General features: G+C 58.8%; 17 protein-coding genes. 10 read left to right on the plus strand and 7 right to left on the minus strand.

The window, feature by feature from the left end:
- The first annotated feature begins 239 nt into the window (after positions 1 to 239).
- On the plus strand, positions 240 to 1,190 hold the full coding sequence (locus AYM40_RS35955; RefSeq protein WP_046564524.1) for a universal stress protein: 951 nt from the start codon (positions 240 to 242) through the stop codon (positions 1,188 to 1,190).
- Positions 1,191 to 1,265: 75 nt separating this feature from the next.
- Here the strand turns inward: AYM40_RS35955 and AYM40_RS35960 are convergent, their stop codons facing one another.
- Entirely contained in the window at positions 1,266 to 2,639 is a 1,374-nt protein-coding gene (locus tag AYM40_RS35960; protein ID WP_082855545.1) for an ATP-binding protein, read from the minus strand.
- Positions 2,636 to 3,298: a response regulator transcription factor gene (locus tag AYM40_RS35965; RefSeq protein ID WP_007182765.1), complete on the minus strand. Its 663-nt coding sequence runs from the start codon at positions 3,296 to 3,298 to the stop codon at positions 2,636 to 2,638. The genes AYM40_RS35960 and AYM40_RS35965 overlap by 4 nt, the downstream gene beginning before the upstream one ends.
- Before the next feature lie 215 nt (positions 3,299 to 3,513).
- Between AYM40_RS35965 and AYM40_RS35970 the strand changes: the two genes are divergently transcribed.
- The 3 genes from AYM40_RS35970 to AYM40_RS43960 all read left to right on the plus strand — a co-directional run bounded on the left by AYM40_RS35970 (position 3,514) and on the right by AYM40_RS43960 (position 4,862).
- Positions 3,514 to 3,783 (plus strand): PepSY domain-containing protein, encoded by a 270-nt coding sequence (locus AYM40_RS35970; protein ID WP_035518752.1) that lies wholly within the window; start codon positions 3,514 to 3,516, stop codon positions 3,781 to 3,783.
- On the plus strand, positions 3,780 to 4,331 hold the full coding sequence (locus AYM40_RS35975; RefSeq protein WP_063500963.1) for a cytochrome b/b6 domain-containing protein: 552 nt from the start codon (positions 3,780 to 3,782) through the stop codon (positions 4,329 to 4,331). Before AYM40_RS35970 ends, AYM40_RS35975 begins: the two co-directional genes overlap by 4 nt.
- 330 nt (positions 4,332 to 4,661) lie before the next feature.
- A complete protein-coding gene (locus AYM40_RS43960) occupies positions 4,662 to 4,862 on the plus strand; it encodes a LuxR C-terminal-related transcriptional regulator (RefSeq protein WP_408352776.1) in 201 nt (66 codons plus the stop codon).
- Positions 4,863 to 4,981: 119 nt separating this feature from the next.
- Here AYM40_RS43960 and AYM40_RS35980 read toward each other — a convergent pair whose 3' ends face one another.
- On the minus strand, positions 4,982 to 5,311 hold the full coding sequence (locus AYM40_RS35980) for a hypothetical protein (RefSeq protein WP_063500964.1): 330 nt from the start codon (positions 5,309 to 5,311) through the stop codon (positions 4,982 to 4,984).
- 528 nt (positions 5,312 to 5,839) lie between these two features.
- On the opposite strand from AYM40_RS35980, the gene AYM40_RS35985 reads away from it, so the two are divergent.
- Positions 5,840 to 6,862, plus strand: coding sequence for a universal stress protein (locus tag AYM40_RS35985; protein WP_063500965.1), 1,023 nt, complete (start codon positions 5,840 to 5,842; stop codon positions 6,860 to 6,862).
- A gap of 115 nt (positions 6,863 to 6,977) precedes the next feature.
- Positions 6,978 to 7,871: a universal stress protein gene (locus tag AYM40_RS35990; protein ID WP_063500966.1), complete on the plus strand. Its 894-nt coding sequence runs from the start codon at positions 6,978 to 6,980 to the stop codon at positions 7,869 to 7,871.
- Between the two features lie 74 nt (positions 7,872 to 7,945).
- On the opposite strand, the gene AYM40_RS35995 is transcribed toward AYM40_RS35990, so the two are convergent.
- The 3 genes from AYM40_RS35995 to AYM40_RS36005 all read right to left on the minus strand — a co-directional run bounded on the left by AYM40_RS35995 (position 7,946) and on the right by AYM40_RS36005 (position 11,630).
- On the minus strand, positions 7,946 to 8,566 hold the full coding sequence (locus tag AYM40_RS35995; protein WP_082094238.1) for a hypothetical protein: 621 nt from the start codon (positions 8,564 to 8,566) through the stop codon (positions 7,946 to 7,948).
- A 35-nt stretch (positions 8,567 to 8,601) separates the two neighbouring features.
- Complete coding sequence (locus AYM40_RS36000) at positions 8,602 to 11,031, minus strand: cation-translocating P-type ATPase (protein ID WP_236721151.1); 2,430 nt, start codon at positions 11,029 to 11,031, stop codon at positions 8,602 to 8,604.
- Positions 11,032 to 11,156: 125 nt separating this feature from the next.
- Complete coding sequence (locus tag AYM40_RS36005) at positions 11,157 to 11,630, minus strand: hypothetical protein (RefSeq protein WP_063500967.1); 474 nt, start codon at positions 11,628 to 11,630, stop codon at positions 11,157 to 11,159.
- Between the two features lie 264 nt (positions 11,631 to 11,894).
- Between AYM40_RS36005 and AYM40_RS36010 the strand changes: the two genes are divergently transcribed.
- Entirely contained in the window at positions 11,895 to 12,371 is a 477-nt protein-coding gene (locus tag AYM40_RS36010) for a CreA family protein (RefSeq protein WP_046564543.1), read from the plus strand.
- 36 nt (positions 12,372 to 12,407) lie between these two features.
- On the opposite strand, the gene AYM40_RS36015 is transcribed toward AYM40_RS36010, so the two are convergent.
- On the minus strand, positions 12,408 to 12,899 hold the full coding sequence (locus tag AYM40_RS36015) for a hypothetical protein (RefSeq protein WP_148662447.1): 492 nt from the start codon (positions 12,897 to 12,899) through the stop codon (positions 12,408 to 12,410).
- 494 nt (positions 12,900 to 13,393) lie between these two features.
- Between AYM40_RS36015 and AYM40_RS36020 the strand changes: the two genes are divergently transcribed.
- The 3 genes from AYM40_RS36020 to AYM40_RS36030 all read left to right on the plus strand — a co-directional run bounded on the left by AYM40_RS36020 (position 13,394) and on the right by AYM40_RS36030 (position 15,862).
- On the plus strand, positions 13,394 to 13,819 hold the full coding sequence (locus tag AYM40_RS36020; protein ID WP_052719530.1) for a hypothetical protein: 426 nt from the start codon (positions 13,394 to 13,396) through the stop codon (positions 13,817 to 13,819).
- 18 nt (positions 13,820 to 13,837) lie between these two features.
- A complete protein-coding gene (locus AYM40_RS36025) occupies positions 13,838 to 14,707 on the plus strand; it encodes an ADP-polyphosphate phosphotransferase (protein WP_046564545.1) in 870 nt (289 codons plus the stop codon).
- 171 nt (positions 14,708 to 14,878) lie between these two features.
- A complete protein-coding gene (locus AYM40_RS36030; protein ID WP_063500970.1) occupies positions 14,879 to 15,862 on the plus strand; it encodes a patatin-like phospholipase family protein in 984 nt (327 codons plus the stop codon).
- Positions 15,863 to 15,951 lie beyond the last annotated feature (89 nt).

Below are 15,951 nucleotides of genomic sequence, written 5' to 3' on the forward strand. Positions count from 1 at the left end.
CGGCCACCAACGGAGGCGCCTGTTTTGATGCGCTCGACGCAATCTAATGAACGCTGGTCAATGTCGTCACGGTAGGCCGATGTGAGCCAATTTGGTCCCAGATTGCGTTGGATAGCTTCGATTTCGCCACTTCTGCCGCATCAAACATCGCCTTGATCACGATCAAATCGCGACGACAAGGACGATACACACTGCAATCTCGTCGTCGTGGACAATGGATTTGATATCGAGGCGGAATTGTGAGTACCTCATACACCAGTCAGAATGCTCCGTCAGGAATCGATCGTATATTGGTCGCGGTGGATTTGTCACCTGCCTCACTGCGAGCAGCGGAGTTCGTTCGAAACATAGCGCGAGCTACTGCGCACATTCGCCTCGTGAGTGTCGCCGACAATCCTCGGGCGCTTAGTCCCATGCCTCCGAAGGCGAGTGCCGAACTGTATGCCGCGCGGGCTGAGCTTTTGCGTGACGCAGCGGATGCACTCGTTCAGGCAAAGCACGTCTTCGCGGGTTGTGATTTTCGCCTCGAAGAGGATGTAGTCGACCTTTCGAAGCACGGTGGCGATATCGCCACGGCATTGATCGATGCTGCCGACGACTGGCATGCCGATCTTCTGGTCGTCGGCGCACGTCAGCATCATGGACTACTGCGCTGGGTCGAAGGCACGGTGTCCAAGCCACTGGCAACACACTCCCGATGCTCGCTCCTGATCGTGCCGCCTTCCCACGAGGAAAAGTTGGCGCGCCCCCCGCAACGGGTTCTGATCGCGATCGACGGAAGCGCGCCGTCGTTCGAGGCTTTGAGGTACGGCATGCGGTTTGCGAAGCCGGAAGTCAACATGCGGGCGGTCTATGTCGTCGATCGCGCGGTGCGTCTGACGGATTTTGTACCCATTCATGTGCTTGAAGACGCGTTTGTCGAAGAGGGCAAAGCGGCGCTTGCCACAGCGGCGGAAGTATTTGCGGGTTCGTCCTGTCACTGCGATACCGCACTCATCAGTACCAAGCAGACAGGAGACGACATCGCCCACGCGATCGTTCGCGAGGCAAGTCACTGGAATGCTGACCTTCTGGTCATGGGCACGCATGGCCGACGTGGAGTAGCGCGATGGCTACTGGGCAGCGTCGCGGGCCGTGTCGCGCATATTACGCAGACGCCCTTGCTGCTCGTTCATGCCCAAGACTCGTGACACAACGTGTCGACGAGGCGCTGCGTATGAAGCGATATGCCAGCCTGCTCCAATGGATCGTGCAATGCTGCGCGTTTATGGCGAGCTGGGGGAACGGGTGACCGGGAAGCGGACCTCGACGCCCAACCCCCGGCCGTCAATGCCCGATGTATAGGTTAGATGTCCCTCAAGGCGAGCCACAATCCGAGCGACGATCGAGAGCCCCAATCCACTACCGCTTTGACGGCTTCCCCCACCCCGGAAAAAGCGATCGCTCAGACGCAACCGGTCCTGCTCCGACACACCTGGGCCGTTATCTCGCACAAGCAGTAGGGTCGCCTCCGACGTTCGCCGGGTGACGACCTCGACACAACCTCCCGTCTCGCCATACTTGATAGCGTTGTCCACCAGATTGTCCAGCAGGATACGCACGAGTGCGGGCTCCGCTAACGTCGTCACGTGTGTATCCCCGTTCAGGACTAACCCGATGCCTTTGGACGACGCATTCGCTTCGTGGGCAGCGATGCATTCGCGGGCAACGGCATCCAGTTCCACGGTCGACGCTGGTGCGGGTACACCTTCGTCAAGTCTCGCCAGCAACAGAAGTTGATCCGCCAGATGTGTGCTCCTGTCGACACCTTCAACGACCCGCTGCATTGCGAGGCGTTGTTTTGCGGGATCACGGGTGGTAAGCGCGACCTGAGCCTGAACCTTGATCGCCGCCAGTGGCGACTTGAGTTCGTGTGCCGCGTCGGCCGTGAAGGCCCGCTCACGGTCGAGCGACCCTCGCAGCCGCGAGAACAAAACGTTGAGCGCGTCGACCAAGGGGCGCACTTCGGCCGGAGTGCGACGCATATCGATGGGGTCCAGATTGCCTGCGTTTCTGGCACCGATGGCCCGCGAGAGTGTTTTAAGCGGCGCGAGGCTGCTGCCAATGCCCACCCAGATGAGCAGCGCGAGAACCGGCAGCGCATAAGCAAGCGGCTTCGCGATGCGGCGCGCCACTCCGGCGCCCAGATCGGCGCGGCTATCGCTACGTTCAAATACCCGCACACTCCTGCCACGCGCCGCGTCATGGAGCACGTAGGTATTCCATTTGAGCGAGTCGTATTTCGCCACAGCGCCCGCCGCCGCCTGAGACGACGGCGGCTCCTTCGCGGCGGCACGCGGCAAACCGGGGCTCGCTGCAAGCAGGCGCCCTTCGGCGTCGCGCACTTCATAAAGGAGCCGGCGTGACAGGTCATCGTCGCCGTCATCGTCGGACGCATGAAACCCATCTTCGGTGAGCGCCGCCAGATCATTGGTATCCACCAGCGTCAGTGTTCGAGCAGCCTGTTCGATTCGCGCGTCGTCCCATTCGCCGGCTTCATGGACGGCTTGCCTGTAACTTGAAACGAGGGCTGCCACCCAGACGACCGAGACGCTTGCTAGCACCAGTAGCATCAGGCGTTGACGGATTGACCCTGTCACGATGTCTTCTCCACAACGTACCCAACGCCCCTGATTGTCCTGATCAATCCAGGTCCGAGCTTTTTGCGCAGATTGGAGACGTGCACCTCGATGGCATTGCTCTCTACCTCTTCCTGCCAGCCGTAAAGACTTTCCTCGAGGCGGGCGCGGGATAGCGGAGTCCCTTGATGCGTCAGCAGCTCGACCAGCACAGCACATTCCCGTGAAGTCAATGGCTGGCGCAGACCGTTCCGTGTGACCGTGAACGTCGAGGGATCGACGCTGAGATCCTGATACTCGATCGTCTCGACGCTGCGCCCATGCGCGCGGCGCAAAAGCGCCCGGCAGCGCGCAATCAGTTCAGTGAGATCAAAGGGCTTGCCGAGGTAATCGTCGGCGCCCGCAGTCAGACCTCCTACCCGGTCTGCTACGGTGTCCCTCGCCGTCATGACCAGAACGGGCGTATCGTCGCGACGGCCTCGCAGCCAATCCAGCAACTCGGTTCCAGATAGTTTCGGCAAACCGAGATCGAGCACCACAAGTTCGTACTCTGTTGTAGTCAGTGCCAGCATCGCCTCCCGGCCATCGTGAGCCCAGTCGACCGTCATTCCGGCATCGCGCAGACCTTCTTCGACGCCGCTTCCTATCAAATCATCGTCTTCGACCAGTAACACACGCATTTCGTCGCACTCCAAAAGGAACAGGCAGCAAAGCTCGCTGCATAGTAACCGTCGTGACTATCAGCTTCGATCGTCAAGTCTAATCCCGCTCGGCATGCCTGCGCGAGGGTGTTCTGCTTAAGATTCCCTTCAGGCTCGCGTTGCAGCATGCATCTGTAAATAGCACCGTCGATATTGATTCAACCCACCTGACTATGGAGTTCCAAGTGAAAACGATGAATGTTCGCCTCGCCGCTGCCGTTGCCCTGATTGCGTTGCCGTTTGCCGCACATGCAACTGGGTCCTGCACCACCGAACCAAAAACAAAGTGGATGCAGGACAAGGAAGTTTCGAGCCAACTGGAGAAACAGGGTTACCAGGTCAAGCGGGTCAAGACTGAGGGAAGCTGCTATGAGGTCTATGCATTGGACAAGAAGGGTAATCATCACGAGATGGTTGTCAATCCTGTCGATGGCAAACCTGTTAGCGAGGAGGTCAACGAATGAGTTCCCTGAGCCGAGGGGACGGCGACGCCTCCCGATCAACGCTAGTGTGGGACCTGTTCGTACGGGTGTTCCATTGGGGTCTTGTGGGTGCATTTGGTGGTGCATACGTTTTGAGCGAAGACGGCGGAACCATCCATCATGCCCTCGGCTACGCGGTTCTTGGGTTGGTCGCGGCTCGTATCCTGTGGGGCTTCGCGGGAAGTTATCACGCCCGCTTCGCCAACTTCGTACCGACGCCGCGTGCATTTGCCGAATACACAAGAGCCATGCTGGCGGGCCGCGAGCGGCGGTACCTCGGGCATAACCCCGCGGGTGGGGCAATGATCATTGCCCTTCTTATGCTACTCACCGCGACGGGCGTGACTGGATGGTTGCTTACGACCAATGCATTCTGGGGTTCCGAGGCGCTGGAAACTCTGCACGGCGTATGTGCCAACGCAGTACTGGTGTGTGTCGCACTTCATGTCGGAGGCGTATTGCTGGCGAGCTGGCGTCACCGGGAGAATCTCGTCAGCGCGATGCTTACCGGCCGCAAGCGCAATGATTGAAGACTTCGCTGGCTGGTACACGTGCACCGGCCGGCTCTTCGCGGTTGGGTAAGTTCGCCTGGAAATGCCCTCAGGCTTCGCCTATGTCTGCAGGTCCGGTCCGGCGCTCAAGTCCCCCAGTCTCCGGCTCCTTTTTACTGTCGCCTGAAGCGGAACCTATGCTCGTTAAGCAGGTGTGCCCAGTCGAGCTTCATGAAGATGAACACCAATCCCAACAGCACCAGTTGGGAAGCGATGAACAGGTAGTTCGATGGAAGCTTAACGGCAGATTCAACCGGTCGATGTAACATCTCTCCAGTTTCATATTGGAACAGAGAGCCGCATCACAGGCTGTCCTTACGCGAACTCGATGTATTTGTTCCAATAGCATCCGGCGAGCCGCAATCTGCGGCTGCGAAACCAATCGGCGTAAGCGTGAAGAGAGTTACTACACACCGAACGCGAGTTCTCGACAAGATGACGATGCGCCACAATGTGGCAGTTGTTCGGTACACGCTGTTGCACAAACATTTCGAAGACGACGCTGCCTGAACAGCAAAGCTGTTTGACATCATTGCCGACAGCTCACCGAGGAGAAATCTGTTCAACAGTAAGGCATTCAGGAGGTCCTTGTCCGCATAACCCCGCACCCCCTTGCCTCTTGGAACGATCTATCCGCGCGCCCTGACTTCAACCGCGTCATCGGCCGCGCGCAAAGCAGCGTTGGCTATCACCAGCAGGCCGGCATCGTGATCGCGGAGCGCGGCCTCGATTTCGACGAAGGCGATATTCAATTTCTTCCGTTCGGGCTTGCTTGACTTGCCGTTTTCCGAAATCAGGTCAGCCTCCCTTTTCAGGCGCTTGACCAGTTTCGCTGCGCACCGACTATCGAGGGTGCCGTCGTGCACAAACGCGTTGATTTGCGTCGTTAGTGTCGTCAGCGTCGCTTCCGTCGATTCGTTCAGGATGACAGCCTCATCAGACTCGGATTTCTTGCTCATTTGCGTTCTCCAGCTTGCACCCGGTATGCATCGGGCCGGTTAGAAAGTCCCGTGCTGCGCTTCGAATTGAACCACGCGCCGCAGCGCTGACCCTATGCACCGCAGTACGGCTCCCTTCCGGGCCACACTCACCGATTCTTCTACGGCCGCTATCGTTATCCTGCCAAACATGCGGGTCTATGCGGCATGTTGTGTGTGCAGGCAGCGTGACGATGGTCCTGACTGTCTGGCCCCCTCTGAACGTGGCCGGTATCGTCATGGTTTTGCCGAACGCCTGGCTTCTTTCCGGTCCCGTCATTTACCGGTGCGGACTGCCGCTGGACCCACCAGAAAATGAAGAGGCGGCGTCCTCCATCCATAGACCGCCATTGCACAACCAGTCTAGTCATGCAGACACGCCGGGGGTTGACGTAAATCAATTGAAAGTGAAGCAGGAGCTCTTATACCTGGGACATCGATTGCCTTTCGAAGGCTGTGCCTACACGGCGCTTCAGCCGGCGTTTTCCGCGATCAACACGGAGTCTTTCCATGAACCAGCAAGTCAGCTCCAATTCACCTTTAGCCCGTTTCAGTCGGCTTCTGCTGTGCGTAGATTCAAGTATCGCGTCCATCCATGCTGCTACCTACGCCTGTCAACTCGGCGTCACTGGCATTCAGGTCCGTGTCGTAAGCGTGCTCGAAAACCCCCGGGCGATACTCTCCGCGCACTCGGCAACCGGGCTGAATATCGCGGCATTCTCCGACGAATTGCGGGAATCCGCGAACGTCGCGTTATCGGATGTTCGACGCATTTTTGAAGACCATGGTCTGACGGTCGAGGCCGAACTGATGGACCTCGCCAGGTACGGAGGCGATGTGTCCCATGCCCTCGCATCGGAGGCGCAGAGATGGAATGCAGATCTGGTCGTCCTTGGGACGAGACAACATCATGGCCTGTTGCGATGGGTTGAGGGCGCCGTCTCAGGACCCGTGAGCAAGCTGGTTAAATGCCCCGTGCTCGTCGTCCCGGAGAGCTACGAGCCGCAACTCCAGCACGGACCGACGAAGATTCTCTTCGCTATCGACGGAAGCCCGGCGTCTCATCAGGCTTTGCTGACAGGCATGACGCTCGCCGCGAAAGGGGCGCATCTAAGGGCGCTGTTTGTCGTAGATCGGACCATCAGCTTCACCGATCTGGTTCCAATGGACGTGCGGGAGGCGGCACTGGTCGACGAGGGGAAACGGGCCCTCGCCACGGTGGCTGAGGTATTTACATCACTTGCCCCCGATATTTCCACCGACTCCGGTTTTCTGCATACGAAGCGGAGCGGCGATGATGTCGCACACACCATAGTTCGCGAGGCTATTCGCTGGCCCGCAGACCTGCTCGTCATGGGCACGCATGGGCGGCGTGGCGTTGCAGGCTGGGTACTCGGCAGCGTCTCCAACCGCGTCGCGCGTATCACTGCAACGCCGCTGCTGCTCGTTCGAGCTGCAGCCGATCACGCAGAGAACGATGGCGAGAAAGATACTTCGACACTAGAAATCAGATCCTTGTGGAACCAGTCTTAGACTGGCGGCGCACACTTGAGTATTCCGATTTTGTGTTCGCCCAATATCGTACGCACGTCTAGTTGCCAAACACCACCAACGCATGTGAGATCGCGCTTTGCACGGAGAACCAACCATGACTGCATCGAGTGCCAGTAATCGCCTTAAATCAGGATTCGAGCGGATCATGATTGCTGTCGACTCGTCACCTATGTCTGCACGCGTGGCGAAGTACGCATGCGGGCTCGTGAGCCCAGGCACTGAGGTGCGTATAGTAAGCGTCGCCGAAAACCCGCGTGCGCTCGTGCCGCTTGGATTGTTGGCGGATGCTGTATTCGAGACCATACAGGAGGAACTTGTACGGGATGCCAGCGATGCGGTTAAGCAGGCAAACGAAGTTTTCGCTGATGCGAACATCGACGTCGACGCCCGCGTGGTGGAACTTTCGAGGCTAGGTGGCTATGCGGGAAATGCGCTGATCGATGCTGCAAGTGAGTGGCACGCCGACCTGCTCGTGGTCGGTGCCCGTCAACATCACGGCATGTTGCGCTGGTTCGAAGGAACGGTGTCCGAATTCGTCACAAACCAGACTCCGTGCTCAATTCTCATCGTGCCCGCCAGCTATGTGGCCGCGATACATGCCTATCCGCGGCGAATCCTGTTCGCGCTCGACGGCAGCGAGGCTTCATTCGATGCCCTGCGGTCTGGCCTGCATCTGGCAAGACCCGATTCGTCCATACGAGCTGTCTACGTCGTCGATCGCGCTGTTCGATTTCTCGAGGATACGTTCATCGAAGAGGGGGATAAGGTGCTCGCCGCGGCGGCCGAGGTTTTTGCCAATCAGATTAACCCCGTAGAACTGGGGCTGGTCAAAACAGACCCTGCAAGCGATGACATACCCCACACGATTGTTCGCGAGGCTGAGCGATGGCACGCGGACCTCGTAATCGTCGCAGGCCGAACGGCCCGCATTACTCAAACTCCGCTGTTGATGGTTCGCCCCCGGCTGAATTCTTCATCGTTATCCTGACACATGCAGAAAATGATCCTCTCCTGAATTCTATGCGTTCACCTGGGTGATGCACGACCGCGCGGTTGCGTTAGTCAGGTACGGGCATTCTCACCCGGTCTGTGGCGCCTGAAACGGAGCATGTGCTCGTTGAGTGCAACGCTCCAGTCGACTCGCATCAGGGCAAAGACGAGGCACAGCAATGCCAGTTGGGTAAGAACGAAGTAGGCTCCCAGATACCCGCCCTCGAGATCGAATTCAGGGTCCATATACGAGTGCGCGACCTGCGCAAAATGTGTCCAGGCTGCATAGCTCGCGAGGCGTCCTAAGAAGAATGGCACGCCGATCAGCCACAGTCTCAGCCGGGTTAGCCCATATGCGATGAAAAGATAGTTCGATGGAAAGGGACTGAATGCATACAGCAGCAGCGCGCCGGCAGTCACCACCTTCCTCTTTTCCAGCCAGGCCTTCACAACGTCGATGTTTTGCCGGTCCGCTTCGCGCATCAGATGGCCGCGTACGAGCCATGTGGAGCATCGCGCAAGAATCAGACGCCCCGATGTGGCGGCACAGGCAGCAACTACGGCCAGCAGGAAGGGGTTCTGGTCGGGCTGATTGAAGCCTATCCACGACATTGCCATCCACGTCGGAGGGGCGAAGGCCGGAATGACGTTGAGCAGCAAAATGGCTGCGAAGAGTCCCGCCATCATGATCACAGGAACATTCTCCAGGTTTTTTTGTATCCGCACCGTCAGACGCTCAGCAACGCGACCAGTCCAAACAGCCGCGCCAGTGCAGGAACGGTCATGAGAAGCAGTAACCCCGCGCCGGCGGCACTTAGTACCACCCAGAGGTAGCGATTCTGCTGACGTGCGCGCGCATGGGTCCCCGACTGCGGAAGTAATCGGATCACAAAGATCAAGGCCACATTACACGCCACGAGCGCCATGAATGACAATGTGCGGGCGAAGGTAAGGTCGTAGCCGTGGCTCAGCAAGCCGGCATACAGACCGAGCACCAGCATGGCGGCCACCGCGCCTGCCGCCGCCCCTTGAGCCAGTGCGCGATTCGATAGCAGCCGCGCGCCGGCGCCGCGCGGTGGCAAACGCATCAGGTTCTCGCGTTCAGGCTCGTTCTCGAACACGACCGAGCACACTGGATCGATAACCAGTTGCAGAAAAACGATATGGACCGGCGCAAGCATCGGCGGCCAGCCAACAAGAACCGGAATCATGGTGGCGGCTATCATCGGAATGTGAACGGCAACCGTGTAGCTGATCGCTTGCACGAGATTGGCGTAGATACGCCTTCCCAGCCGGATCGCTGACACGATTGGCGCGAAGTCGTCACGCAACAGGACCAGCGAGGCTACCTCGCGCGCAACTTCGGCGCCGCGCAGCCCCATTGCAATGCCGATGTGCGCCGCCTTTAGCGCAGGCGCGTCGTTCACACCGTCACCGGTCATCGCGACCACCTGGCCGCTTTCCCTGAGCGCGTTGACGAGCCGTAGCTTCTGCTCCGGTTTGACGCGGGCGAACGCGTCAACGTGCTTTATGACATCGCGAAGCTGTGCGTCGTCCATCGCTGCCACTTCCTGGCCGGTCACGACCCGTGCGCCGTCGATGCCGACTTCAGTCGCAATAGCCCGCGCCGTTGACGGATAGTCGCCGGTGATCATCACCACGCGGATGCCGGCTGCCTGGCATTCTGCGATAGCGGTCGCGACCTCCGGCCGGACCGGGTCCAGCAGACCGACCAGCCCCACGAAGGAGAACTCGAAGTCGTGCTGCTTTTCAGGCCACTCGGGATGTGAGTACCGTGCCTTGGCCACCCCAAGTACCCGCAGCCCGCCCGACGCCATCTGCTCGGCCTGATCAAGGACAGTCTGCGTGTCCCGCTCGCCCAGGTGACACAAAGCACAGACCGCCTCTGGCGCGCCCTTGCAGGCCACTGCGTGATGATCGAGTTCTGGCGCGTGCCATACGTGGGACATGGCCGGCAACTCCGATGTTAGCGCGTACTCATGGGCCAGCGACCAGTGCTTGTGGAGACGTCCGGTGCCGACGAGCCCAACCCGGCCTGTTTCGTGAAACGCACGCTCCATTGGATCGACCGGCTCGATTTCGCTGGCGAGTACCAGATATTCGATGAGTTCGTGATACGCCTCGTCAATGCGCTGAGTGGCCTGATCGATGACTTGCCGCTTTCCTTGCGCGAACAGCACGCGCACCGACATGCGGTTTTGCGTCAATGTGCCCGTCTTGTCGACACACAGTACTGAGGTCTGGCCAAGGGTTTCGATGGCACTCATGCGGCGCGTCAGCACGCCTTCGTTGGCGATGCGGCGAGCCCCTAGCGCCATGAATACGGTCAATATCACCGGAATCTCTTCGGGAAGAATCCCCATGGCCAGCGTGATCCCGGCGAGCACGCCCGGAAGCCATTCCCCGGAGCGCCAACGATAGGCCAAGACCAGCAGCACACACAGTGCGATTGCAGCCAGCGCAAAGCAATTGACGAATGTTCTCGTCTCCATTTGCAATGGCGAGCGGGCTTCCGTGATGGCGGTCAACGACTTTCCAATGCGACCGAGCGTGGTATTCGACCCCGTCGCCGTCACGACCATCTGCCCCTGGCCCTGCACCACCATTGATCCGAAGAAAAGCTGCCCGCCGGACTCTTCCTCCTGATTTGCATTGGGTCGCGCCACGGACTTGCTTACCGAAATGGACTCGCCTGTCAGTAGCGACTCGTCTACGCTCAGTTCGTGAGCTTCCGTCACGGAGCCGTCAGCGGGCACGCGTGCGCCTTCGTCGACGAAAACCACGTCACCGGGCACCAGTTCGGCAGCGGAAACGAGTTGCCGTTGCCCGTCCCGGAGGACCTGCGCGCGGGGCGCGGACAGCTCGCGAAGAGAGTCGAGAACCCGCGCGGTGCGGTGACTCTGAAACACCGTGAGAAAGACGATCCCCATCACGAACGCGAGGAGCGTCAGCGCCTCCGAAACGTCCCCGAGGACGAAGTAAATACCGCTCGCAGCGAGCAACAGAAGGAACATGGGCTCACGGAGTACCTCCCCGAGCGTTTGCCACCAGGTGCGCCGTGCCGTTGAGTCCACAACGTTGCGACCGAATCGGACACGCTGCTCCTCCACCTGCGCGCTCGACAACCCGCGCTTCATGCCGGCATGCCCGGCCGGCGGCGCCAATTCGACGTGGCCAGAGACTACGTCCGGTCCGGGCTCAACGGGATTTGTCTGCATTCTGGTGCCCATTAGGACGCGGATTGAGTAACGAAACAGGCCGCTCAGGGACGAGCCGTATCCGGACAGCTTTTACAGACGCGCATGACTCCGTGACGATCCGGATCTTCCCAGTAGAAACGCAAATCAGCGCCGCCGTGTGCGGGCACCTGGATCTTTCTGGTTTCCGTGATGTGACGCGTTTGCGCTCCGATCTGGTAGCGCCCTGCCGGTAGCCGGACAAACAGGAACGGGCCCTCTGTCCGAACGGACAGGACGGATCGTCCGGCTCCCGACGTTATCGTCACATCGATGTCGGACAGATAACTCCCTGTCTTCGACGCAAACGTCATGCGAAGGTTGTAGCCTGGAGCTGCGGCGCGAAATGCCTGAACTTCGTCTTCGCCCACACCGCCGGTTATGTAGGAGATGCCGTTTTGCGAAGCAGGTTGCGGTAACGATTGCGCGAGCGCAGCACCGTTTGCACAGACGCAGACAAGGAAAGGTAGAAACAACGAAAGACGGGCGTTCCTGAACATGGCAATCCTCGATATGCGAACTTTCTGGCGACGCAGGCGACCGAAGTCGTGATTTGTTCTCGCCTGGACAAGGAATGGTCAATCCGCTGCCGGCAGGTGCCCTGTACGGACAACGTATCCATTTCAGAATGACGCCGGGTGAACACGTAGGCGTTGACCTACGTCAAGTAGATGACTTCCGGCTGAAATAGCCTGAAGTCACGTATCCGTCGCTGCGGCGTTGCGCGACCGAAGATCGGCATATCGAATACCCGGAGGTGGATCATGATCAAGCTGGTTCCAGGGCGGGCGAGCATCCTGGGCGCGCTGCTGATACTTTTGTCTTCCGCTCTAGTAGCAAAAGAGCTGGCGACGATCGAAACCCATACTCAGCGATATGGTTCTCACATCGCCATTTCGGCTTACGACGATCCCCTCGTGAAAGGCGTGACCTGCTATGTCTCAGAGTCGCATTCCGAGGGCGCACTGGGAAGTGGACGAATCTCCCGCGGGACGGATCTGACGGCATCCTGCCATCAGACAGGCAACATCCGCATTGCCGAAACCGTTCCCAGGCAAGCGCAGGTATTCACGGCCGAGTCAGATCCAACTTTCGACTCGCTCCACATAATCCGGGTGCTGGACACTGAACGTCACTCGCTTGTCTACTTCACGTACAACGAAGACGAGGTTGCGGGTGACTTGCCGGGTCGCATCAATGTGATACGGTTGCCAGCAGGTCCCAGGATGCCCGCCAGATAGGTAAGTGCTCGCGCCGACTTCGCCGGAACGCTGAAATCAGAACTGCTGATCAACGTCGAAACTGACCTTCACGGGTTTTGACTCATTTTTCTGCGTGACAGCGAGGCTTACGTGATACACGCCTCGCCAGCCCATGTCGAAAAAGTTTCCATAGGTGACCGTGTCGCCGATCACCAATGGCCGGAGCTGCTTTGTGACGGGGCGTGAATGGGCGTTGCCTTTTGGCCCCTTGGGCCCCTTGACCGTAGCGAGCACGGTCGCATCCTTGATGCGTTCGTCGGTGCTGCTACGGAAAAGTGCAACCACCAGGTGATAACTGGACAGTCCTGGCTTGGCGTCCGCGCCTTTTTGGGAGGCATCGGTGCCTCGCTCGACCATTTGAGCTTTCGTGGCAGGCATCACGCCGTAGTGGACCTTCAAGCCACTTTCCGTGACGCTTTGCGTCGGCTCATCCGCATATGCCGCAGCAGTTGTTGCAGCGAACAGGCTGATCAGGCTCGCCATAATCAATGTAACGCATCGATGCATTGCACACCTCCACATTTGTCGTGCCTGATTGCCGCCGACCGGGATCAACCTCCCCAGACAGGATGTCTCGCTCAGCGAACCCGGCTTAGGTCTTCCGTCGATCGCAAGAAACTTCACTTGCGACTGACCGGCTCTGTCCGCACGCGAAGGTCGTTGCTCGCCGGTATTCCTGCATGGTCTTCCCCGCTTGCGTGCGCGCCCTTGATTAAGGTCAACCCTTCGCTGTGCGCGTCGCCACAGATCCGATCACGCAAATTCACACCGGAGAGATAACGGCGAGTGCAGATCTGGAGGGCCGGAAACGGCCCTCCATTTGGAAGGGCCGCCGAACAGGTTGATATAGATCAATCCCCTGGCCCGCGGTCACGACTACCGTAATGATCAGTTGCTGCGGGTCCGGACGGCATCGCCGTCGACGGATCCGCCGCCCCCGCCAGACCTGGCATGCGAAATGCCAGTGCGAAATTGGCTCGTGCCGCGCGGACGTAACTGCCATGAACTCCACTTCGCTCGGCGTACGGGGACGCGCCCCATGGGTAAAGGCGGGGACCGCGTATGCTCTCATAGTCTTTGTGATCGGATTCGCTCTCGGTGCAGTACGCGTGCTGGTGCTGGTGCCGCATCTCGGCGCAACTGCCTCCGTGGTACTGGAAACGCCAATCATGCTTGCGGCCAGTTGGAAGGTTGCGCAATGGAGTGTGCAGCGGTTCAATCTGCAACCCGATAGGCGCAGTTGTCTCCTGATGGGGATCGTGGCCTTCATCGTTCTGATGGTCGCAGAACTTGGGGTCGCCGTGTTCGCGTTCGATGAATCTCCTGCACAGTATGTTTCGGGTATCGGGTCGATCGCTGGCGGGATCGGCTTTGCGGCACAGATCTGCTTTGCCGGATTCCCCTGGCTACAAGCCTACCGACATTGAGCGGTAACGAGGATCAACATGGAAATCAATTCGCGAGATTTTCGTGTCGCGGAAGGTGGAAGGGTCAAGCTCGACAAGTGGCCGACGAATGTGGAGCCCGTGTACAGGTCACGGGAACACTACCAGCAATTGCTCGGTGAGCACGTCGCCCGCCTGATCTCTCTGCAGCAGTTGCTCTATGCCTTCAACCGCTATGCTGTTCTGCTTATCTTCCAGGCAATGGATGCGGCCGGTAAGGATGGCGCCATCAAGCATGTCATGTCCGGCGTGAACCCACAGGGTTGTCAGGTGTTCAGCTTCAGGCATCCCAGCCCCATTGAGCTGCAGCACGACTTTCTTTGGCGCACCACACGCGATCTGCCCGAGCGTGGACGGATCGGCATCTTCAACCGGTCCTATTACGAAGAAGTGCTGATTGCTCGCGTTCATCCCGAGATTCTCCATAACGAAGGCCTGCCGGATGCACTGCTCGACGAAAAGACAGTGTGGCATGACCGCTATCGTTCGATCGTGGACCTGGAGTTACACCTTACCGGGAACGGCACTCGGATCGTCAAGTTCTACCTTCACATCTCGAAGGAAGAGCAGCGCAAACGCTTCCTGCAACGCATAGACGACCCTGAGAAGAACTGGAAATTCAGTGTTGCCGATGTCGAGGAACGGCAGTACTGGAACCAGTACATGAAGGCCTATGAGGAATGCTTCAATGCAACTAGTACCCAGCATGCTCCCTGGTACATCGTGCCGGCCGACGACAAGGAGAACGCGAGGCTGATCGTGTCGAGGATCGTACTCGAGACGCTTGACGAACTTGAAATGACCTATCCGAAGGCAAACGCGGAACGCAGAAAGGAATTGCAGTCAATTCGTGCTCAGCTCGAGAAATGAGGAATGGGAATTGAGCGACGTCAGGACTACAAGCGGGGCCCGCTCCGGGAGTGCGGTAAGTGATTGCCCATCCACCCACCTGGAAGTGTGTCATGCTCAACCCTCCCGACTTTAATCGACGCTCGATGACCTTGCGGTGTCGCCATGTCTAGCACACTTACGGCTCTCGTCTTGCAGGGCGGCGGCGCACTGGGAGCATACGAATTCGGCGCGATCAAAGCCATCTTCCAGCGCCAGAACTTCCGCTCGCATGTGATAACCGGCGTATCCATCGGCGCCCTGGCCGCGGCTGTCCTCGCCGGAGCAAAGGGCGATCCTATCGAGACCCTGGAGGACATGTGGGACAGATTTTCCGTCTCCGCTCTTCCATCGATGCCCGGTCTGGACGCATGGTTGGCGATGTTCGGTGCGCACGGAATGATCCGAGTGGCCCCGACTTTTCTCCTGGCGCCTTTGATCGCCACCAGTATTATGGACATGGCACCGCTAAGAGAATGGCTGACGGAGTCGGTAGATTTCGACAAGCTGAACGCAAATGCGACGCGCGTGATCATCACCGCGGTGAATGCTGCGACGGGCGCCTATGAGGAATTTGATAACAGGGACGGCTTGACTGTCGACCATGTCATCGCGAGCGCGAGTCTGCCACCGGCATTTCCGATGACTTTCATCGACGACAAGCCGTATTGGGATGGTGGCCTTGTCTCCAACACTCCGTTGCGGTGCGCCATCAACGCGCTGGAGCAGATCGACGCGGATGATCCCGAGGTGAAACGCGAACTGATCGCGATGGATGCAAGTCATATCTCGCCGTCGACACCTCAGACGATGTCGGACGTGGTGGGCCGTCTGTTGCAGATCTATTTCTTTGGAAAGTTGCGGCTCGATCTCAAGCTTTTCGAACAGTTCAACGGCTATCTCGATCTGATTGAACATCTCGATCAGGAACTGCCGCCAGCGAGCCCGTTGCGTCAACACCCGGCGTACAGACGCCTGATGGCGCACCGGAAAATCGACCGTTTCGTGCTGATATCCGGCGATGGGCAGGAATCGATTGGTGCGGCGACTGACTTTTCCCGCTCGTCCACACGACGCCGGATCGAGCGCGGCTACCGGGATGCAATGCGCACCTTGAGTTCCGGCGAAGCCGCATAAGTGCCCCACGCGCACGAGGATGTGACATACACATATGAGCGAACCGGCAAGTTGACCGGCACGAGTTGCCGCAGCGACCAGTCATCAGA

Origin of the sequence: Paraburkholderia phytofirmans OLGA172, assembly GCF_001634365.1 — a bacterium.
In the GTDB taxonomy this organism is placed as follows: domain Bacteria; phylum Pseudomonadota; class Gammaproteobacteria; order Burkholderiales; family Burkholderiaceae; genus Paraburkholderia.

Coding starts and splice junctions, on each gene's coding strand:
- AYM40_RS35965 (WP_007182765.1), bottom strand. CDS start 3,298: ATGCGTGTGTTACTGGTCGAAGACGATGATTTGATAGGAAGCGGCGTC.
- AYM40_RS35970 (WP_035518752.1), top strand. CDS start 3,514: ATGAATGTTCGCCTCGCCGCTGCCGTTGCCCTGATTGCGTTGCCGTTT.
- AYM40_RS35975 (WP_063500963.1), top strand. CDS start 3,780: ATGAGTTCCCTGAGCCGAGGGGACGGCGACGCCTCCCGATCAACGCTA.
- AYM40_RS35980 (WP_063500964.1), bottom strand. CDS start 5,311: ATGAGCAAGAAATCCGAGTCTGATGAGGCTGTCATCCTGAACGAATCG.
- AYM40_RS35985 (WP_063500965.1), top strand. CDS start 5,840: ATGAACCAGCAAGTCAGCTCCAATTCACCTTTAGCCCGTTTCAGTCGG.
- AYM40_RS35990 (WP_063500966.1), top strand. CDS start 6,978: ATGACTGCATCGAGTGCCAGTAATCGCCTTAAATCAGGATTCGAGCGG.
- AYM40_RS36000 (WP_236721151.1), bottom strand. CDS start 11,031: ATGAAGCGCGGGTTGTCGAGCGCGCAGGTGGAGGAGCAGCGTGTCCGA.
- AYM40_RS36005 (WP_063500967.1), bottom strand. CDS start 11,630: ATGTTCAGGAACGCCCGTCTTTCGTTGTTTCTACCTTTCCTTGTCTGC.
- AYM40_RS36010 (WP_046564543.1), top strand. CDS start 11,895: ATGATCAAGCTGGTTCCAGGGCGGGCGAGCATCCTGGGCGCGCTGCTG.
- AYM40_RS36015 (WP_148662447.1), bottom strand. CDS start 12,899: ATGCATCGATGCGTTACATTGATTATGGCGAGCCTGATCAGCCTGTTC.
- AYM40_RS36020 (WP_052719530.1), top strand. CDS start 13,394: ATGAACTCCACTTCGCTCGGCGTACGGGGACGCGCCCCATGGGTAAAG.
- AYM40_RS36025 (WP_046564545.1), top strand. CDS start 13,838: ATGGAAATCAATTCGCGAGATTTTCGTGTCGCGGAAGGTGGAAGGGTC.